At 45.2% G+C, this 16,514-nt stretch carries 17 protein-coding genes and 1 pseudogene; 9 read left to right on the forward strand and 9 right to left on the reverse strand.

Translation table 11 applies throughout. The features are described 5' to 3' along the window. Positions 1 to 153: 153 nt before the first annotated feature. Positions 154 to 636, reverse strand: coding sequence for a hypothetical protein (locus ACE41H_RS02185; RefSeq protein WP_375353016.1), 483 nt, complete (start codon positions 634 to 636; stop codon positions 154 to 156). A gap of 33 nt (positions 637 to 669) precedes the next feature. Further along, entirely contained in the window at positions 670 to 1,278 is a 609-nt protein-coding gene (locus tag ACE41H_RS02190) for a hypothetical protein (RefSeq protein ID WP_375353017.1), read from the reverse strand. Between the two features lie 505 nt (positions 1,279 to 1,783). Here ACE41H_RS02190 and ACE41H_RS02195 point away from each other — a divergent pair. From ACE41H_RS02195 to ACE41H_RS02220, 6 genes are all read left to right on the forward strand, one after another. Further along, complete coding sequence (locus ACE41H_RS02195) at positions 1,784 to 3,655, forward strand: hypothetical protein (protein WP_375353019.1); 1,872 nt, start codon at positions 1,784 to 1,786, stop codon at positions 3,653 to 3,655. 78 nt (positions 3,656 to 3,733) lie between these two features. Next, positions 3,734 to 4,687, forward strand: coding sequence for an aldolase catalytic domain-containing protein (locus ACE41H_RS02200; protein WP_375353021.1), 954 nt, complete (start codon positions 3,734 to 3,736; stop codon positions 4,685 to 4,687). Between the two features lie 29 nt (positions 4,688 to 4,716). After that, positions 4,717 to 5,301: a 4-hydroxybenzoate synthetase gene (locus ACE41H_RS02205; protein WP_375353022.1), complete on the forward strand. Its 585-nt coding sequence runs from the start codon at positions 4,717 to 4,719 to the stop codon at positions 5,299 to 5,301. Positions 5,302 to 5,341: 40 nt separating this feature from the next. After that, positions 5,342 to 6,127, forward strand: a complete 786-nt coding sequence (locus tag ACE41H_RS02210; protein ID WP_375353023.1) for an alpha/beta fold hydrolase — start codon at positions 5,342 to 5,344, stop codon at positions 6,125 to 6,127. Between the two features lie 167 nt (positions 6,128 to 6,294). After that, positions 6,295 to 7,629, forward strand: coding sequence for an amidohydrolase family protein (locus ACE41H_RS02215; RefSeq protein ID WP_375353025.1), 1,335 nt, complete (start codon positions 6,295 to 6,297; stop codon positions 7,627 to 7,629). Between the two features lie 445 nt (positions 7,630 to 8,074). Continuing rightward, entirely contained in the window at positions 8,075 to 8,557 is a 483-nt protein-coding gene (locus ACE41H_RS02220) for a hypothetical protein (RefSeq protein ID WP_375353026.1), read from the forward strand. Between the two features lie 328 nt (positions 8,558 to 8,885). Here the strand turns inward: ACE41H_RS02220 and ACE41H_RS02225 are convergent, their stop codons facing one another. From ACE41H_RS02225 to ACE41H_RS02255, 7 genes and pseudogenes are all read right to left on the reverse strand, one after another. After that, positions 8,886 to 9,311 carry a hypothetical protein gene (locus ACE41H_RS02225; RefSeq protein ID WP_375353028.1) on the reverse strand — a complete coding sequence of 142 codons (426 nt, stop codon included), beginning with the start codon at positions 9,309 to 9,311 and terminating at the stop codon, positions 8,886 to 8,888. Positions 9,312 to 9,553: 242 nt separating this feature from the next. After that, complete coding sequence (locus ACE41H_RS02230; RefSeq protein WP_375353029.1) at positions 9,554 to 10,426, reverse strand: hypothetical protein; 873 nt, start codon at positions 10,424 to 10,426, stop codon at positions 9,554 to 9,556. 201 nt (positions 10,427 to 10,627) lie between these two features. Beyond that, positions 10,628 to 11,146 (reverse strand): annotated as a pseudogene (locus tag ACE41H_RS02235) (SDR family oxidoreductase); the annotation flags it as partial. Positions 11,147 to 11,209: 63 nt separating this feature from the next. Next, complete coding sequence (locus ACE41H_RS02240; protein ID WP_375353031.1) at positions 11,210 to 11,539, reverse strand: putative quinol monooxygenase; 330 nt, start codon at positions 11,537 to 11,539, stop codon at positions 11,210 to 11,212. A gap of 139 nt (positions 11,540 to 11,678) precedes the next feature. After that, positions 11,679 to 12,386 carry a Crp/Fnr family transcriptional regulator gene (locus tag ACE41H_RS02245; protein ID WP_375353033.1) on the reverse strand — a complete coding sequence of 236 codons (708 nt, stop codon included), beginning with the start codon at positions 12,384 to 12,386 and terminating at the stop codon, positions 11,679 to 11,681. Positions 12,387 to 12,641: 255 nt separating this feature from the next. Beyond that, positions 12,642 to 13,673: an SDR family oxidoreductase gene (locus tag ACE41H_RS02250; RefSeq protein WP_375353034.1), complete on the reverse strand. Its 1,032-nt coding sequence runs from the start codon at positions 13,671 to 13,673 to the stop codon at positions 12,642 to 12,644. Positions 13,674 to 13,731: 58 nt separating this feature from the next. Next, complete coding sequence (locus ACE41H_RS02255; RefSeq protein WP_375353157.1) at positions 13,732 to 14,721, reverse strand: aldo/keto reductase; 990 nt, start codon at positions 14,719 to 14,721, stop codon at positions 13,732 to 13,734. A gap of 242 nt (positions 14,722 to 14,963) precedes the next feature. Here ACE41H_RS02255 and ACE41H_RS02260 point away from each other — a divergent pair, with 242 nt between their 5' ends. The 3 genes from ACE41H_RS02260 to ACE41H_RS02270 all read left to right on the forward strand — a co-directional run bounded on the left by ACE41H_RS02260 (position 14,964) and on the right by ACE41H_RS02270 (position 16,404). Continuing rightward, positions 14,964 to 15,941: an AraC family transcriptional regulator gene (locus tag ACE41H_RS02260; RefSeq protein ID WP_375353036.1), complete on the forward strand. Its 978-nt coding sequence runs from the start codon at positions 14,964 to 14,966 to the stop codon at positions 15,939 to 15,941. 27 nt (positions 15,942 to 15,968) lie between these two features. Next, the gene (locus tag ACE41H_RS02265) at positions 15,969 to 16,118 is read left to right on the forward strand and encodes a hypothetical protein (RefSeq protein WP_375353038.1); all 150 of its coding nucleotides are present in this window, start codon (positions 15,969 to 15,971) and stop codon (positions 16,116 to 16,118) included. Positions 16,119 to 16,206: 88 nt separating this feature from the next. Beyond that, positions 16,207 to 16,404, forward strand: coding sequence for a VOC family protein (locus tag ACE41H_RS02270; protein WP_375353039.1), 198 nt, complete (start codon positions 16,207 to 16,209; stop codon positions 16,402 to 16,404). Positions 16,405 to 16,514: the final 110 nt, after the last annotated feature.

A 16,514-nucleotide genomic window follows, 5' to 3' on the forward strand; every position in this document is an offset into this window, starting at 1 on the left:
GCCCAGTGAAACCTGCGCGAATGAACAGCGCAGGTTTCTTTGTGAGAGGCAATCTCCCGAATACAATGGAATGAAAAGGCCCTAAACCGGGTTATCCGGTTTAGGGCCTTTCATGGTTGCGATGGTTGCACCTTATGATGAGAGGGTCAGTGCTTAGCTTTTTCCAACTTTGAATGCTTTAATCATCTCGGAGAAGTCCTCTACGGCCCTCTTCATTTTTTCGTTAGCCATACTCGTCCCGTCTTTAACGGCTTCCCTGAATTTTTTGGCATCCACCGGGTCTGGCTTAACGGACTCTTCCAGTGCGGTCACCATTTTTTCCCCGACCAAAGCGGCACCTTCTTTGACGGAATCTGAAATTTTATGGACCAACACGGAGGAAGGGTGAATAAATCCGTCTACCGCCTCCAGGATCTTATTATTCTCCCCTTCTTTAACGGCAGTCGTCAATTTTTCGACAAGTACAGAGGACGGCTCAGCGAATTCAATTACCGCCTTCATAATTTTTTCGCTGGATCGATCGGCACCATCCTTAACGGCATCAGCAAATTTGTCGGTCAAATTGCCACTTAAGCTTGCAAGCTCCTTCAACATTTGTTTCGCGAAAACAGAAAACTCTTGCTTTACATCGGTCATGTGCTTCACCTCCCCCGATGTTTATTGAGCGAATTACGAACTGCTTTCTGCATCCTTACCCCTACGCAGCTTTTGATCTATCAGACGATGGTACTCCGGATCATCTGTCTGCTTCAGCAGTCTACTCCAGCACATTTCGGCCTCCTGCAGACGATTGATCCGGTGGTATGCCTCACCAAGCTCATAGATCAATTTATTATATGTCTCTATTGAGAGACTGCCTGGGTAACGAAGCTCCCAGTCGATGAGGAAGAGATAATCCTCGATCACCGTTTCCGTGCGGTGGAAGAACTCTTCAGGGAGCCGAAATGCGATATTACCGCGCAGCCTGCGGATTCTGCTGTTTGCTGGATCGGCATCCACCGCCTCATCCAGCAGCTTTAAGCTGCGATTCGCCCACTGGAGGCGTGTCATCGGGTTGGATTCATCCCGGGCAATTAACGACATTACACTGCCGTGGAACGCATCGGCAACAGGATGGCCAGGATGGTCCAATCGCAATCTTTCAAACTCTTGATGGGCCTTCCATACAGCCTCCTTTTTCCCTGCGACGGCTTCATTATGCAGATCAATTGCCTCGGCCAAGCGCTCCTCGAACGACTTCGGCTCGTTTTGGTTCTGATCCGTTGCTTCTTTATTCAAGGGACAGCACCTTCCTTTGCATTAATGTAGTTCTCTCTTCGGAACTGGCTCAACCGGCCAAATCTCGTGCTGAAGGGAATCTGCCGGGACCGATTCCTGCTCAGGTGTAGTCTGAAACAGCGAAAACAGTGTTCCTCCTTTTCTATGGTTTTTCGATATCATGATGACAGTGGCAATAAGAATAAATAACAAGATAAATACGGTAAATGAAAGACAAAAAACGAATAGCAACGTTTCCGCTTTGCTCCTCGTTTTTTTATTCATTTTTTTCAACTCCTTTGTTCCGCGTCACCCATCCTTTGGGAACCGATATGTTTTTCATTGTATGGTAACCGTTCACTAGGAGTGTTGGGCATATGTGCCTGGTTGAACGCTAATGTAACGGTTATATGGGCCATGACACAATGTGCTGGAACGGAAATTGAAGTTCCGCTCCTGTGGGTATCGAATATGAGTTTTTAGTAATACCATGACATAAAAATCAAACGGGCAGGGGGGAATACCTGTGTATGATAAGTTGTTATTATTGCATGATGATGATAGGGAATGGCGGCAATTTATCCAATATGAACTGAGCAAATTGCTACCTGATGACAAAGGCAATTCAAGCCCTCGCAGAGTTGTACCGGAGGCACTCCAATTCGCATTTCGCCATGCAGCATCTTACCTGATGGCACAATTGAAAAAATCGGCGGAGCCGGGAGGGCCTGCTCTTCATGCTGTGATCGAACAGATACCGGATGATCGCGGGGAGAATCATTCCAACGATGATTCGGACTCCGAGGAGGATGGTGCTGAAGAGGAGGAAGCTATAGAAATCGACAACCTGGATGCTGAAGTACAGGATTCAATCGCGGAGCCGGCCACCTCCATTCTAGAAGAAGAGGTTGAATCTCTGAATACGGAACCGGCGCTGAACGATGAGGAAGACAATTGGACTCAATTTATTCAAGCAGAACTGGGTAAATATCAGTCTGGTGAGGCGGACAAATCACCGATTGAAGCCATAGCTTCGACGGTGCTTCCTTTCGCATTTCTCCATTTGGCTTCGTACCTGCTCGCCAGATTGAAAAAAGCCGGAGAGCAGGAAGAGGAGGTAAGTGATTTTGTGCCCGAACGGACACCGGATCATCCAGAGTCACCTCCGTCTATCGATGAAGATGGATTTGAAAAGGTTTTGATCGCAGGGTGGCCAGCCAACTTGGACAGAGAAGAAGCATCTGAAACCGTGAATACGGAGTCGACGATGCAGGGGGAAGACACTGGACAAAGACAATCTGTCCTGCAAGAAGAGAGCAAAGCTCCTTCTCAGGAGGCTTCAATTATCGCCTCCGAAACCGAACCCATGCCTATTGCTATTGGCGGCACCATTTCCCCGAAATCAGTCCCGAATGAGTTTCAGCAATTGCTGTCATATCGTCCCGCCCTCTCGGAAAAAGCCGTGGCGCAGGAAGCTCCGGTAGCTGATTCTGTGCTCGAACAGATAACGGATCATCAACGGCCGTTTATTGCCGAAGAAGCGGCAGAACTTGAAGAGGGGACGGTTGCCGAAAACCTTAACCTTATGGCTTCAGAAATTGCAGAAATCGCACCGGTCACGAAGCCTGTCAACTCCAATAAAGAAGAAGCGGCCATGGCGGATCAAATACCTGTTGGCGGTATCATTTCCCCGAAATTAATCCCGAACGAGTTTCAGCAATTGTCGTCACATCGTCCCGCCCTCTCGGAAAAATCCGTGGAGCAGGAAGCTTCGGCCGTTGATTCTGTACTCGAACAGATAACGGATCATCAAGGGCCGTTTATTTCCGAAGAAGCGGCGGAACTTGAGAAGGAAGCGGCTGCCGAAAGCCCTAATCCTGTTGCTTCAGAAATAGGCTTGGACACCGGGAGCGTTCACGCACACACAATAGAAGCTGCTAACAGCCTGAATAGGCTACCGGTACAGAAAACAGCTCCTCTGCAAGAAGTGAGCAACTTACCGGTTGGCAAAATCACACCGCAGTCCCTTCCGATGCCGTCTAATCCTTGGGTGTGGTTTCAGCCTGCCTCTGCACCAAAGCAAACAGAGCAGGGTCAAGAGAGCATATCGCGAACCGATGCGCAAAATTCCACTGAGCAAGCCATTCGAACTCCAAGATCAAGAGCATCAACAGGCTCTTCACAGCGGAAGAACAGACAAAAAAGTATCTCTACTAGGAGTTTCTCTACTAAAAGAAGCTTGAAGAGGAAGCCTCGCAGAAAAGCACGGTCCCAAAAAAGAGGGAAGCTGGGAGCCAAAACAGCCCTTAGACGAGTACGTGTTGGCAAAGGTGTACGCAAATCCGATGTGAGAATTCGTAAAAAGAGAAAGATAAAGGTTGGTAAAAGGACAGGATAAAGGGTCTCAGAATGAACCCGGGTAGATGACGACGATCTTCGTATTTTCCAACTTCTCTTTGGAAGGAGTTTATCTTGCATGAAGGATAGGACGAATCACAAAATTATCGACTGCACCATACGTGACGGGGGACTGGTAAACAACTGGGATTTCAGCGTCGAATTCGTACAATATCTCTATAAATGCTTGAATGAAGCTGGCGTTGACTATATGGAGATCGGTTACAAAAATTCACCCAAGCTGCTGAAAGGATCCGAATCCGCTGGTCCCTGGCGTTTTCTGGATGATGATTTTGTACGCGATGTCATTCAGAATAAACTGGCCACCAAGCTGTCCGCTTTGGTCGATATCGGCCGGGTTGATGAAAACGACATCCTGCCGCGCGAAAAAAGCCCGCTTGATCTCATTCGCGTAGCCTGTTATATCCATGAAATCGATAAAGCGCTTGAACTGGTGCAACTGTTTCATGACCGCGGCTACGAAACAACATTGAACATCATGGCACTCTCCAACGTCAAAGAGGGGCAGCTTGATGAAGCGTTCGAGATGATTTCTGACAGTGTCGTAGATGTTGTGTATATCGTGGATTCTTACGGAAGTCTGATGCCAAACGATATCCACTGCCTGGTGACAAAGTTTCGGAAGCATCTGCAAAAAAAGCGCATCGGCGCACATATGCACAATAATCTTCAGCTGGGCTTTGCCAATACGCTGGAAGCTGCGAATCATGGTGTCGAGCTGCTGGATTGCTCCGTTTACGGGATGGGGCGCGCCGCAGGCAACTGCCCTACAGAGCTTTTGCTTGCCCAGTTGAAAAATGTGAAGTACAGCGTAGGTCCCGTCCTTGACATGATAGAGAATTACATGATTCCTCTTCGAGAAAAGGAAGAATGGGGTTATATCATACCGTACATGATCACAGGAATGCTCGACGAGCATCCGCGTTCTGCCATGGCATTTCGAAGATCCGTCGATAAGGATAAAGTGCTCCAATTTTATAATATGCTGACTGTGCCTAATGTTAAAGGGTGATTATAACGCAATTTGATGGAGGGTTCAGAATGGCGAGTATTGAAGTCAGGGACATGGACTCAGCGTTGAACTTTCTGCAGATGCTTTTATTTAAAATATTGTTGATTACGGATGGACGGACTACTGATATACTCGAAACGTTGATGGATGAAAGCATGTCTGTTCAGGTGCTCAGGCAGGAGCAAATTAAGGAAGAGCATCAAGCACATCCTGGCGGTGCTTCAGGAGCTCCTTTTTACTTAAGAGAATCTATTTTAATTGGTGCAAAAAGTAAATTAGTTGTATCTCACAATATTGCGCTCGTAAGCTCGAAACACGTACCTTCCGTCATGTTTGAGGCCATTGCCACAAAACAGGAAGGGATCGGGAAAACGATAAGCACATTGGGTTTGCAAACCTCGCGTAAGATCGTCGATTACGGATGGAGAAGCGATGATGAAGCGATCGATTTGTTTCAGCAGCCGATGAAGCTTTATTTTTCCACAATGAACAATGTTAAGACGCCTTACAAGACATATTCTATTGAATTCGGCTCCTATCCAGGCATTTATTTACTCGAATATTTTAATCCGGACATGATTGCTTACCGGTTAGAACAAGTGTTGACGGCTTGAGTACAATAAGTGTGGGATTTGAAGCTGGGAGTGGTTGATATTGAATAAGGTATTCGTCAACGGCGTAAATATTTGTTACGAATCGGCTGGAGAAGGATTTCCTTTGATCGGTATTTTGGGGAGAGACAGCAATATGAATTGGTGGCACCCGACCATGAGGGAGGGGTTAAGTGAAAGCAACCGCTTCATCATGCTTGATAATCGGGGAACAGGGGGGAGTGATGCACCGGACGAGGCGTATAACATTTCAGATATGGCCAAAGATGTCGTCGGACTGATGGATGCGCTTGATATCGACAAGGGGCATATTTTAGGCATTTCGATGGGCGGCATGATCGCGCAGGAGATAGCAATTGAGTTCCCCAAGCGTGTGGCGAAACTGATTTTATGCAGCACAACCTGTGGAGTAACCAGGGCGTTGCCTTCTTTACGGATGTTAAAGTGGATGTCGCGAAAATCCTCGGGTTTTTCCCCGCAGGATACGCTGCAAATGCTTTTTTCCCATACTTATATTCAAGAGAATCCGGACAGAATCACAGAATTCATCAAACGGATGCAAATCGCTCCGCCGAATCCCAGAAGCATGGAGATTCATCAGCAAGCTATCAAAAAATTCGACTCCTATGAGCGGCTCGGAAGGATCACTGCTCCTACACTTATTCTTCACGGTGAAGAAGATTGGGTCTTCCGTCCGAAGCACGCCAAGATTCTGAACCAGCGCATCACCGGCTCCAAGCTGCTGATGATGCCGAACGCCAGCCATGGCATCTTCTCGCAAGAGGGTTCCAAGGTGCTTGAGGATATCCGTCAATTTATTAAGGAATAAATAACTCAGAAACAATATATGTTCAAGCGAAACGCCTTTTCCCGTTTAACGGGTCCATAGGCGTTTCGCTTTCTTTTTTTAGGAATCATTATTATAACTTAGCAATATTATTCGATTAGTACACATCATGTTAAATCATGATCTATATTTAATAAGGAGATGAATGCATGACTCATACGTATTTAATCAAAAACGGCTGTGTATTGACCATGGACAAATCAGTGGGTAATTTTACAAAGGCAGATATTCTCATTCGTGATTCTCGTATTGCGCAGATAGGACCCGACCTGCACAGCTCTGATTGTGAAACAATAGATGCCGCCGGCATGATCGTCATGCCCGGATTGGTTGATACTCACCGCCATGTGTGGGAATCCCTGGTCCGCAGTATCGGTACGGATTGGTCTTTGCCCACCTATCTGCAAAATATTTATTATAGCGGATATGGGAGCAGGCTGCGTCCTGAGGACAGCTACATAGCCAATTTGCTGGGAGCCCTGGAAGCATTGAATGCCGGTGTAACGACACTGCTTGACTGGAGCATGAGCTATTCGCCCGATCATACAGACGAGCTTATTCGCGGATTGCAGGATTCCGGAATTCGGGCGGTCTTCGCTCTGGGGGTTTCCGGTGAGCTGGAATATTGGAACCGCGAGAGCAGGCTCATGGTTTCGGAAGATGTGAAGCGGGTAAAACAGCAATATTTCTCGTCTAACGACCAGCTTTTGACCCTGGGTCTGGCTATGCGCGGTCCTGAGTTCAGCCATTGGGACACCACAGTAGAGGAGCTGAGGATTGCCAGAGAGCTGGGGATACCCAGCTCCATGCATCTGGGTTTCGGCAATTGGGGACCTCATGACCACTCCGTCCAAAAGCTGTACGAGGCTGACCTCCTTGGACCAGATGTGAACATCGTGCACGGGAACACCATGAGGTACGAAGAATACAAGATGCTCGCCGATTCCGGTGCATCATTGTCTGTTACTCCCGAAATCGAAATGATGATGGGGCATGGTTATCCCGCCACCGGATTCTTCATTGAAAATGGGGGAACTCCCACGATTGGTGTTGATGTGGTCACGTCAACCGGAGGAGATATGTTTACTCAGATGAAGTTCTTGATGCAAGCCGAAAGGGCGCGTGCTAACCAGAAAATTTTAGAGAATAACGAAATGCCGACTGAATTAAATCTATTAACCGCACAAGTCTTGCACTTTGCTACCACCGCAGGGGCCAAAGCTTTGCTGCTTGATCATAAAATAGGTACCCTTGCTCCCGGCAAAGAAGCGGACCTGATCATGATTCGGACCACGGATCTTAATATGTTCCCGGCCAATGATCCTGAAGGGGCTGTTGTGCAATTTTCCAATCCCGGAAATGTGGATACAGTGTTTGTAGCCGGACGTCCTGTAAAGCGGCATGGAAAGCTTCTACACGTCGATCTGAAGCATGTGCTGAAACTGGCGGAAAAGAGCAGAGATTTTATTTTTCAAAAAGCATAACCCTCGGCGGCAGTTATTTTGCCAGCTCGATCATTTCATGAATAACTGGTTGAGGGTGCAGCAGATGCTGCACCCTCACTAGGAATGCTTGCATTTGGGCCGATAGCTGACATTATAGCCGTTGAATAGCTTCTGATGGGAACCGGGGTGCTTCTTTTGATTGAAAGCCTTCTTATGCTGCGGAGCAAAGCGCTGGTCGAGGCTGGCAGTCCTGATAGATTAGCGCCTGCCCCGACACTTGTTGCTGAAGCAAGTCCGATTGCCGAGATGTTGGAATATTCACCACTTTTATTACCACCGTGAATCCTGCTCCGGATCATGGAAGGCGTACTTCTTCCCGTTTTTCTTGATCTTGTATGGGAACTTGAATTTTCATCCACAAAAGAAAAATATATGATATACTTGACAAGTAACTTAAAACATTTTCAGGAAAAGAGGATGTTATATGAAAAAAGTCTTTTTATCTTGTCTTGCCATGCTCATGTTTTTGATTCCATTTTCCCCTGTGACTTCCGCCAGTGGAGATCGGCTGATTTATGACACGATGTATAATGTCGCCGGTGGAGGGTTAGTGTCAGACAATAACAGGTTTTCGTTTCAATTTGATAACTGGGGCGATGCGCAGCTCTGGGACGTCAAGACACGCACGATGATATGGAACTCCAAGACTAAAGACACGAGAATACATAAACTCCAGATTAATTATTTCAGCGGGAAGTTAGTAATATCAGATCCGCAAAACACACCTTATTGGACGTCGGATAACCTGGCGTGGGCTAAGGCATGGTATGGAGCAGACAATGTGCCAGCCAATCTTAGAGGCAATGTGCTGATCATGCAAAATGACGGCAATCTGGTACTGTACAACAATGAAAATCCGGCCTTGGGCTGGTATCCTGTCTGGGCTTCCAATACAGGTGGACATTAGACACCATAACAGTATCTTGCAAGTGGATTCACGCTCTCAGTTGTACACCAAAAGATCCTTCAGTAGTGAAGAGATCTTTTGGTAGTTTTGGTAGTGCGCCACACATAATCCGACCTTCTTATTCACAAAACTCGTATTTTGTACATATGTACGTATTTGGGAAAAAGAAAAAGCTACGGTCTAATAATACGTAGCTTTCATATAGTATTATTTTTGTCTATCTTTTCCTAACATATATTCATCTCCTTCCTCCGTATCCATATATATTTCCATTATACTTTAATGTCAATAAAAATGGGACCCAGATTTATTTTCTGAGTCCCATTTTTTAGATTGCATTAATCGTGAACTGTCCTTTTGAAGCAGTTTTGATTTCAAAGAAATACTGTTTATCGTTTTTAAGGCTGCTTAATTGTTTGCTTGTTCCAGGGGAAACCTGAAACTCGTAAATCACAATATTACCTTTATCATCCTTAACTCTCAATTGGGCGTTCCCATCACTGTTTGCATCATTTACGATCTCTTTATCCCAAAAAGCACTGTCAAATCTGATGAAATCCTGACCATCGAATTTAAGGCTGCTCCATTCGCCAGCTTCATTTTCGACATTCACGCCCGCACTTGTTTTTGGGGAAAAGTAATCGTGAACAGGTTTAACGTCCAAATACACAAGATAGGAACAAACAAGAATCATGGTTAATGTAACGAAAATCGCACCACCCAAACCAATTTTCTTGAGTTTACTATTAACCATTTCTCTCATTCAACTCCTTAATAAATAGAAATAGAGTATGTTCCAGTTACGCAATATTTTCCTTGTATTTTTTTGATTTTCTACAAACTATCTCTATATCCAGAAGTGCAGAGGAAAAACCGCCCAATGGGGGCGGTCATTTAGGTTTAAATTTCACATAACCTTTTGTGACCTAATGATCCATGCCATGTCCGTTTGTGGTCACTGTTGGAGAAGATCCATTAAAAGGGATTACTGTCAAGCTAAACAGTCCCAAGACGATCATCATAGATATAATAGTTTTTTTCATTTTTCAGTTCCTCCTTTAGAATTGCAAGCATGTAAGTGTTGTAGCTTTCTTTTTGTTCATCACTTGCGTAATCCCGATACACCTCAAACAGTGCTACACATTTTTTGAACGACGCTACATCTTTAAAGTTATCAGAAGCTACCAATCCTTGCAATGTATTATGTATTGCATTCTCATGTTGTCCCATTTTAAACCTGTATAGAGCTAATGTGTAGTAATAGTTTGTCAAATACCTTGTCTTACGTTTCTCTCTATCATAATAGTGGATTACTTCTAAGGTGTCTCCGCTAAGTGATTGAAGCACTTCATCGACATTGAAATTGTGTTTCAGTGCTGATTCCAGAATTGTTATAAGCCCCGGAAATAACTCTTCTGGTCTTGATTCTTTTAGAAATTGTACATAAGAATCTAAAACCTCCAGCTTCCCAGCAAGCAACTTCACGCTGTATGAATTGCCCTTGGCGAACAATTTAAAGAGATCAATTTCCTCTTTGGCTTCTTTGCTGCCATCGTCCAACCAAGACAAATCGGCATAGGTTTTTATGCAAGCCAACGAATCCTCATACAATCCCTTTTTCTCGAAAGCATTCCCTTTTGCCATCTGACTGAACCCAAAGTAATAAATAAGATGCCTTTTACGATTGCCGTAGGAATAACACTGCCCAGATTGCAAAGCCTCTTTTTGCTTATCGTATACGTGGTTCGCTGATAAGAGAAGTTCATCTGCTATTTCAAGCATCCTGTCCCATTCCTCCAAGAAATATGAGGCTCTTAGCAAATCAACCAAAGAATCAATTTTTAAGCCATCCAATTGCAGCTCATCCAAGACAATTACCTCCATTTCGTACCATATACTCCCTATCTTATCCTATTATTTTCCACGGGTCAATTACTAAAACAGGTTTTTATGTTTTTTTGCATGGCATATTAAAAGGGTGCATTTTATCAGCACCCTTACGCCTGGTTTTAATAGAATTGTCGGCTCCTTAATCGTCCAAGCGAATATTACTCTCACGAATGGCAAAGGTCAGACTTGAGCCATACCGCCATCTACGAACAATTCGACGCCGTTCACATAGCTGCTTTCCTCCGAGGCCAGAAACACCACCGCGTTGGCAATCTCCTCCGTCTTGCCCAAGCGGCTTAGCGGAACGACATTCTTCGCCGATTCAAGGACGTGATTTAACGCCTCGCCAAACAGATCATCATAAGCTGGCGTGTGGACCATGCCAGGGCTCAGTACATTAAGTCGTATCCCTGTGCCTTTCAAATCCATTACCCAGTTCCTCGCCATCTGACGGAGAGCTGACTTGGTACCTATGATGATGGTTCCCGTCATATTTGGAAACAGCGGCAAAGCCTTTTGGATGGTGAACAAAGTACCTTTTACGTTCACGTTGAAGGTCGTGTCGTACTGCTCTTCCGTAATTTGACCCAAGGGCAGAATGCTGCCAAGTCCAGCGTTTGCGAATAGAATATCCAGATGTCCTTTCTCCTGCTTTACCGTATCAAACAGTTTGTCCAAGTCTTTCAATTTCCCCATGTCTATATGCCCCCCATGAAATTAATGCATCCTCATGGACCTTAAAGTGTTAAAGATTCAACGTCATCATGCATTCGTTATATGACTTCCCCATTCGCCCTTCGGTTGCAACCAGCTGACGCTTCTATCCACAATTAAATCGCCCAGTGTTCCTTCGTAATTCTTGCGGTATGGTTTAATAAATTCTTCCGCAAGCCAGCTATCTCTCGTGCCTTGCCATGTTTCATAAATGATCAAGTCATCCGGCTGATCCAGATCGTCCGAAACAATGGCGCTAATGAATGCCTTCTCGGATGACATCTCCTCAATAAGGGAAGATAGCTCCTTGCGGAATTCTTCTTTTTTCCCTGGTTTAGCTTTGAATCGAATATTCAGTTGAACTTGTTGATTGGACATGTTGACTCCTCCTATAAGTTTCATATTTTGCAGTGATTCCGTTACGGCATTTATCATAACGCTAGATGAATAATTCGACAGTAATTTAGATTACGTTGAAAAGCATATAGTCGAAGGGAAATTCATACAGGTCATGAAATCAATCCAGTTCTTTCATTGCTTTTTCGATATGAATCATGACCATTCTACGGCTGGTCACGAGAATACCTTCATTGGATAGTTCCTGTAAGATAAGCGATACCGCCTCTCTTGTGGCACCGATCATATTGGCCAATTCTTGATGAGTCAGGGGAATATCGATTTTTTGGTATCCATTTTCTTCTATGCCGAACTTTTTAGATAGTCGGTTGAGAAAATAAAGCACTTTACCACGTAGATCCCTAAAAACTAATTTTTCCACCAATTCATCCTGATCTCGCAGGCGTTTGCTTATTTCCGATAAAAATCGTAAAGACAATTCAGAATACTTGCTTAAAAGCGGTTCGAATTGTTCAGTCGGAATCGAAAAAACAATCGAGTCTTCCATCGTCTCCACATAAGTCCCTCTTGTGCCCAATGAAAACGTTTCAACTTCGCCAAACATGCCGCCTTCACTTAGGATGCAGACCGTATGTTGTTTGCCGGCCGAATTGGTTTTGTAAAAGCGAAGTTTACCGGCGATTACGAAAAACAAGCCATTCCTTTCATTACCGGGCGTCTGAAGAATAGAGTTTTTTGAAAACTTATACGTATTTGATCTTGTTACCAATTGTTCGATTTCACGGATAATTTCTGCTGGAAGCGATTCAAATATCTTTATTTGTGGCAAAAATGATGTTATGTTTTCCGTCGCCTCATCATGTAACATTTTGCTCCTCCTTTCAATGTTGCGAACGACAACCGCTCCACTCTCCGCGATCATCGTTCCTCGTGTAACATAACCTATAGCGGAGTGCTACATTCATCATAAACCACCATAATTTCCTCTTCTGTAATCCAGATTACAAAGTTTTTCGCTTATAAGGAAGAGATATAAAACATATGAATCCTATATGTGAAACAGATTACAGAAAAAACGAACCAAAAAACATTGAATGTATTTAATCGATCAAGTAATACTCTATTAAATCAAATGAGACTCGATCAGTTTTTTTGCGCTGTCCAAAACGGTCTCTTCCACCGGACGAGGATTCCAGCCCAGCTCCGACCTTGCTTTTTTCGAAGTATAACGGAATTTACGTCCCAGCATTGGAACTAGGGAGGCTAGGGACGGATTTAATTTGGCGGCACTCTTTAGCACAAAATCCGGAATAGATCGGGTCGTAATCTTTTTTCCCTCTTCCCCTAACTTTTGCTTCAGATACTTGGCCATATCGACCATCCTCATATATCCGCTGCTGGCAATATACCGTTGTCCAGATGCCTTCGGCTCAGTCATCGCCCGAATATGGAGATCTGCCAAATCGCGTACATCGACGATTTCGAATCCGATATTCGGATTACCCGGTCCTTTCCCCTGTACCAGATTTTGGATCACTCCGATGGAACTCGGAACGGGAGCAGAAAGAATAGGACCAAATATAGCTCCCGGAAGGATCGTCGCTAAAGTGGTTTTGCTTGTGTGCTCCTTCATAAAATCCCAAGCAGCCTTTTCGGCAATGGCCTTCGATTTGCGGTAAGAATTCAGATTTTTGTCGTTCGGATCGGACCAAAACGACTCGTTGACCTGCTGGTTTTCACTGGAAATATCAGGGGTTGCAGCAGCGAGCGAAGAAGTCATGACCACACGTTCGACACTGGCATTAATCGCCGCCCGAAGTACACGAAGCGCCCCATCGCGAGCAGGGATCACGAAAGCGTTCAGGTCGTCATGATCCCCCGTAACAAGCGGAGAAGCAATATGAAGCACGTACTCCACCCCTGCCACCGCCTCGTTCCAACCCTCATCGCTGGTAAGTTCCGCTATATAAAAAGACAATGGTGAGGTATCTATCCCAATATCCGAAAGCATATTACGAACCGACAGTTCCTTCTCCTTACTTCTTACGGTGGTCCGTACTTTATATCCCCATCTGAGGAGTTCGTAAATGGTCCATCCCGCCACAAAACCAGTACCGCCGGTAACTAAAACTGTTTGTTTATTTTGATCCTTCATCCTCATACCCTCCACAGCTTGATTCGTTTGTAATGGTTTATGAATGCAAAGGAAACCTTCAGCGATCAATCGTTTCCATAACCCAATCCGGATAACGTTGCCCAGAAATGTTATCTTGCGCCATTGCTTCGTCAAGTTCCTTTAGCTCGGAACCACTCAGAACAATTTCAGCCGAAGCCATATTCTCTTCCAAGTATTGGAGACGTTTCGTACCTGGAATCGGTACGATGTCCTCACCTTTATGAAGCAGCCAGGCCAAGGCAATTTGACTTGGTTTTACTTTTTTACCTGCCGCTATTTCCGAAACGACCTCTGCCGCTTTCCTGTTAAGATCATAATTCTCTCCCTGAAAACGTGGATCATTGCGTCTGTAATCGTCTTCCGGATAATCCTCGGCCCGCATGACAGCTCCCGTCAGGAATCCGCGTCCGAGTGGGCAGAACGGAACAAGTCCAATGCCTAGTTCTCGTAAAACCGGAATAATATCCTCCTCCAGGTTGCGCTCCCATAGTGAATATTCGCTTTGCAGGACAGAAACCGGATGAACGGCATGCGCTCGGCGGATGTTGGCTTTTCCAGCCTCGGACAGTCCGAAAAATCGCACCTTCCCCTCCCGGACCAAATCGCCTACAGTACCGGCAACTTCTTCGATCGGTACGGCCGGATCGATGCGGTGCTGGTACAACAAATCGATATAGTCTGTTTTCAGCCTCTTCAAAGAGCCTTCCACGGCCTCACGGATTTCCTCGGGCCGGCTGGCCCTTTCAGCACCGACTTGTTTTCCGTCCTTGAATCGGAACCCGAATTTAGTACCGATAATAACTTGATCACGTCTGTCTTTGAAGGCCTTGCCGAGCAGTTCTTCATTCATAAGCGGTCCATAGCCTTGAGCCGTATCGAAGAAATTGCAGCCAATTTCAATGGCTTGATGCAGGAGAGCGATCGATTCTTGCTCATCGGCTTTACCATAATACTGACTCATCCCCATGCAGCCCAAACCAATCGCCGATACTTCCAGTCCTTGTGTCCCCAGTTTTCGTGGCTTTATGATCATTTTAACTTCCTCCCTCTCCTCTGATTGTAATGAGTGTATATTTCTTGGTCAGATCCGCAATAAAGGATTTCAAAAAAATTCCTTGTTATCTATACTTTCCCTATCCTCCTTCTATTTGCTGCTAAGTTCATTATAGATTACACTATAGAAGAAAACCTGATGATTTCTGCCGAAAAATTGCTCGATCCTGCAAGTAAGCTGATATAATGGAAACTTTATAAAGAGAGGAGATCGACATGGTTACCTTCTCGGCTTTAGAGGAATCGGGACAGCATGTTCTGCGCCAACATTTATTGGAGCAGGTTAAGGCAATGGCTGAGAGTAGAGTAAGTATCGACAGCCGTTATCAAACCCGAATCCCTTATTTGACCATAAACAGATACAGTCGCCAGATGCCGCCGATTCCCGTCGTGTTGAGTCCTTCATTTTGTCTGGTTCTGCAGGGTTCAAAAAAAATTCATACCGGAGAGCATATTCTTTATGCACGGGAAGGCGATTTTTTGACTTCACTCATCACTTTACCGACAACAGCGCAAGTGAATGCCGACACTTTGGATACGCAGCCTTATATCGGCTTGCGAATTGATTTTACAGTTCAAGAAATAGCGTCGGTTATCACGGAATCCCAATTAAAAGTTCGGCCGCGCGATAAACATTCGACTGCTGCTTTTATCGGTAGGGCAGACGAGGAATTACTTGTCTTGTTTGTTCGGCTGTTAACGCTTCTTGATAAGCCTGAAGAAGAAACCCTCTTCATATCAGGATTAATCAAACGGGAACTCATCTTCAAACTGCTGTGTGGTGAGTACGGCCATCTGTTCTTTCAACAGGTGTTCTTTGACCAGCAAGCCGAGGGCATTGGTAAGGCTATCGCCTGGATCAAAGACAATTATGCCCGTTCCTTTACTATGGAAGAGCTCGCTAACGCCACCAACATGAGCGTGTCCGGTCTGCATCACAAATTCAAAGCTATAACTTCAATGGGACCGCTACAGTACCAGAAGCAACTTCGGCTTCAAGAAGCAAGGAGGCTGCTCATTAGCGGTCAAATGGATGTAACCAATGCCTCCTTGGAAGTTGGCTACTCAAGCCCCTCTCAATTTAACCGAGAATACCGTCGCCTGTTCGGACTCCCTCCCCTGCAAGATGTCAAAGCCTTGAAGCGACATGCCAGTGCAGGCTTGATTGAATATGATCCAGCTTTAATCCGTTAATTTTCATTAAAAACGAAGGCTGTCCCTTTGCGGATGGCCTTTCATATCGTTGTTTCCATGCCAAAAATCGAGCAGGCCAACACGCTGACCATAACGGCAGGACACCTGTTGGACGCCATCGAATACGATGAAAATCCGGAACGGACGGTTTGGCAAACCGAAACCTTTCACAGTTGAAACACTAGGAACTCTATAAGGGAAAGCGCCAACAAATTCGCAATTTGTTGGCGGCACCCCTATATTTAAGTACTTGGAGGTATGGGATATGAAGATCCATCGAATCGATCATGTGAGTATAAACGTAAATGATCTGTCAGCAGCGAAGGCATTTTTTCTCGATTTGGGACTTGAAGTGCATGGGGAATGGGAAATGGAAGGAGAGTGGTTGGGTCCGTTAATTGGGCTTACTGACGTTAAAACAGCATGTGTAGCATTGCTAGCGTACGATTTTTCCGTTTTATGAGGTGACCTTAATATAACGAGATGCTCAATGCTGGATTCTGTTTTCTTGGTTGAAATTTTTTCAGCATTTGTTTTATCAGCTGCAGCAACGTTAAATCCATCTTCCTGCGC

This window comes from Paenibacillus enshidis (genome assembly GCF_042136365.1).
In the GTDB taxonomy this organism is placed as follows: domain Bacteria; phylum Bacillota; class Bacilli; order Paenibacillales; family Paenibacillaceae; genus Paenibacillus; species Paenibacillus enshidis.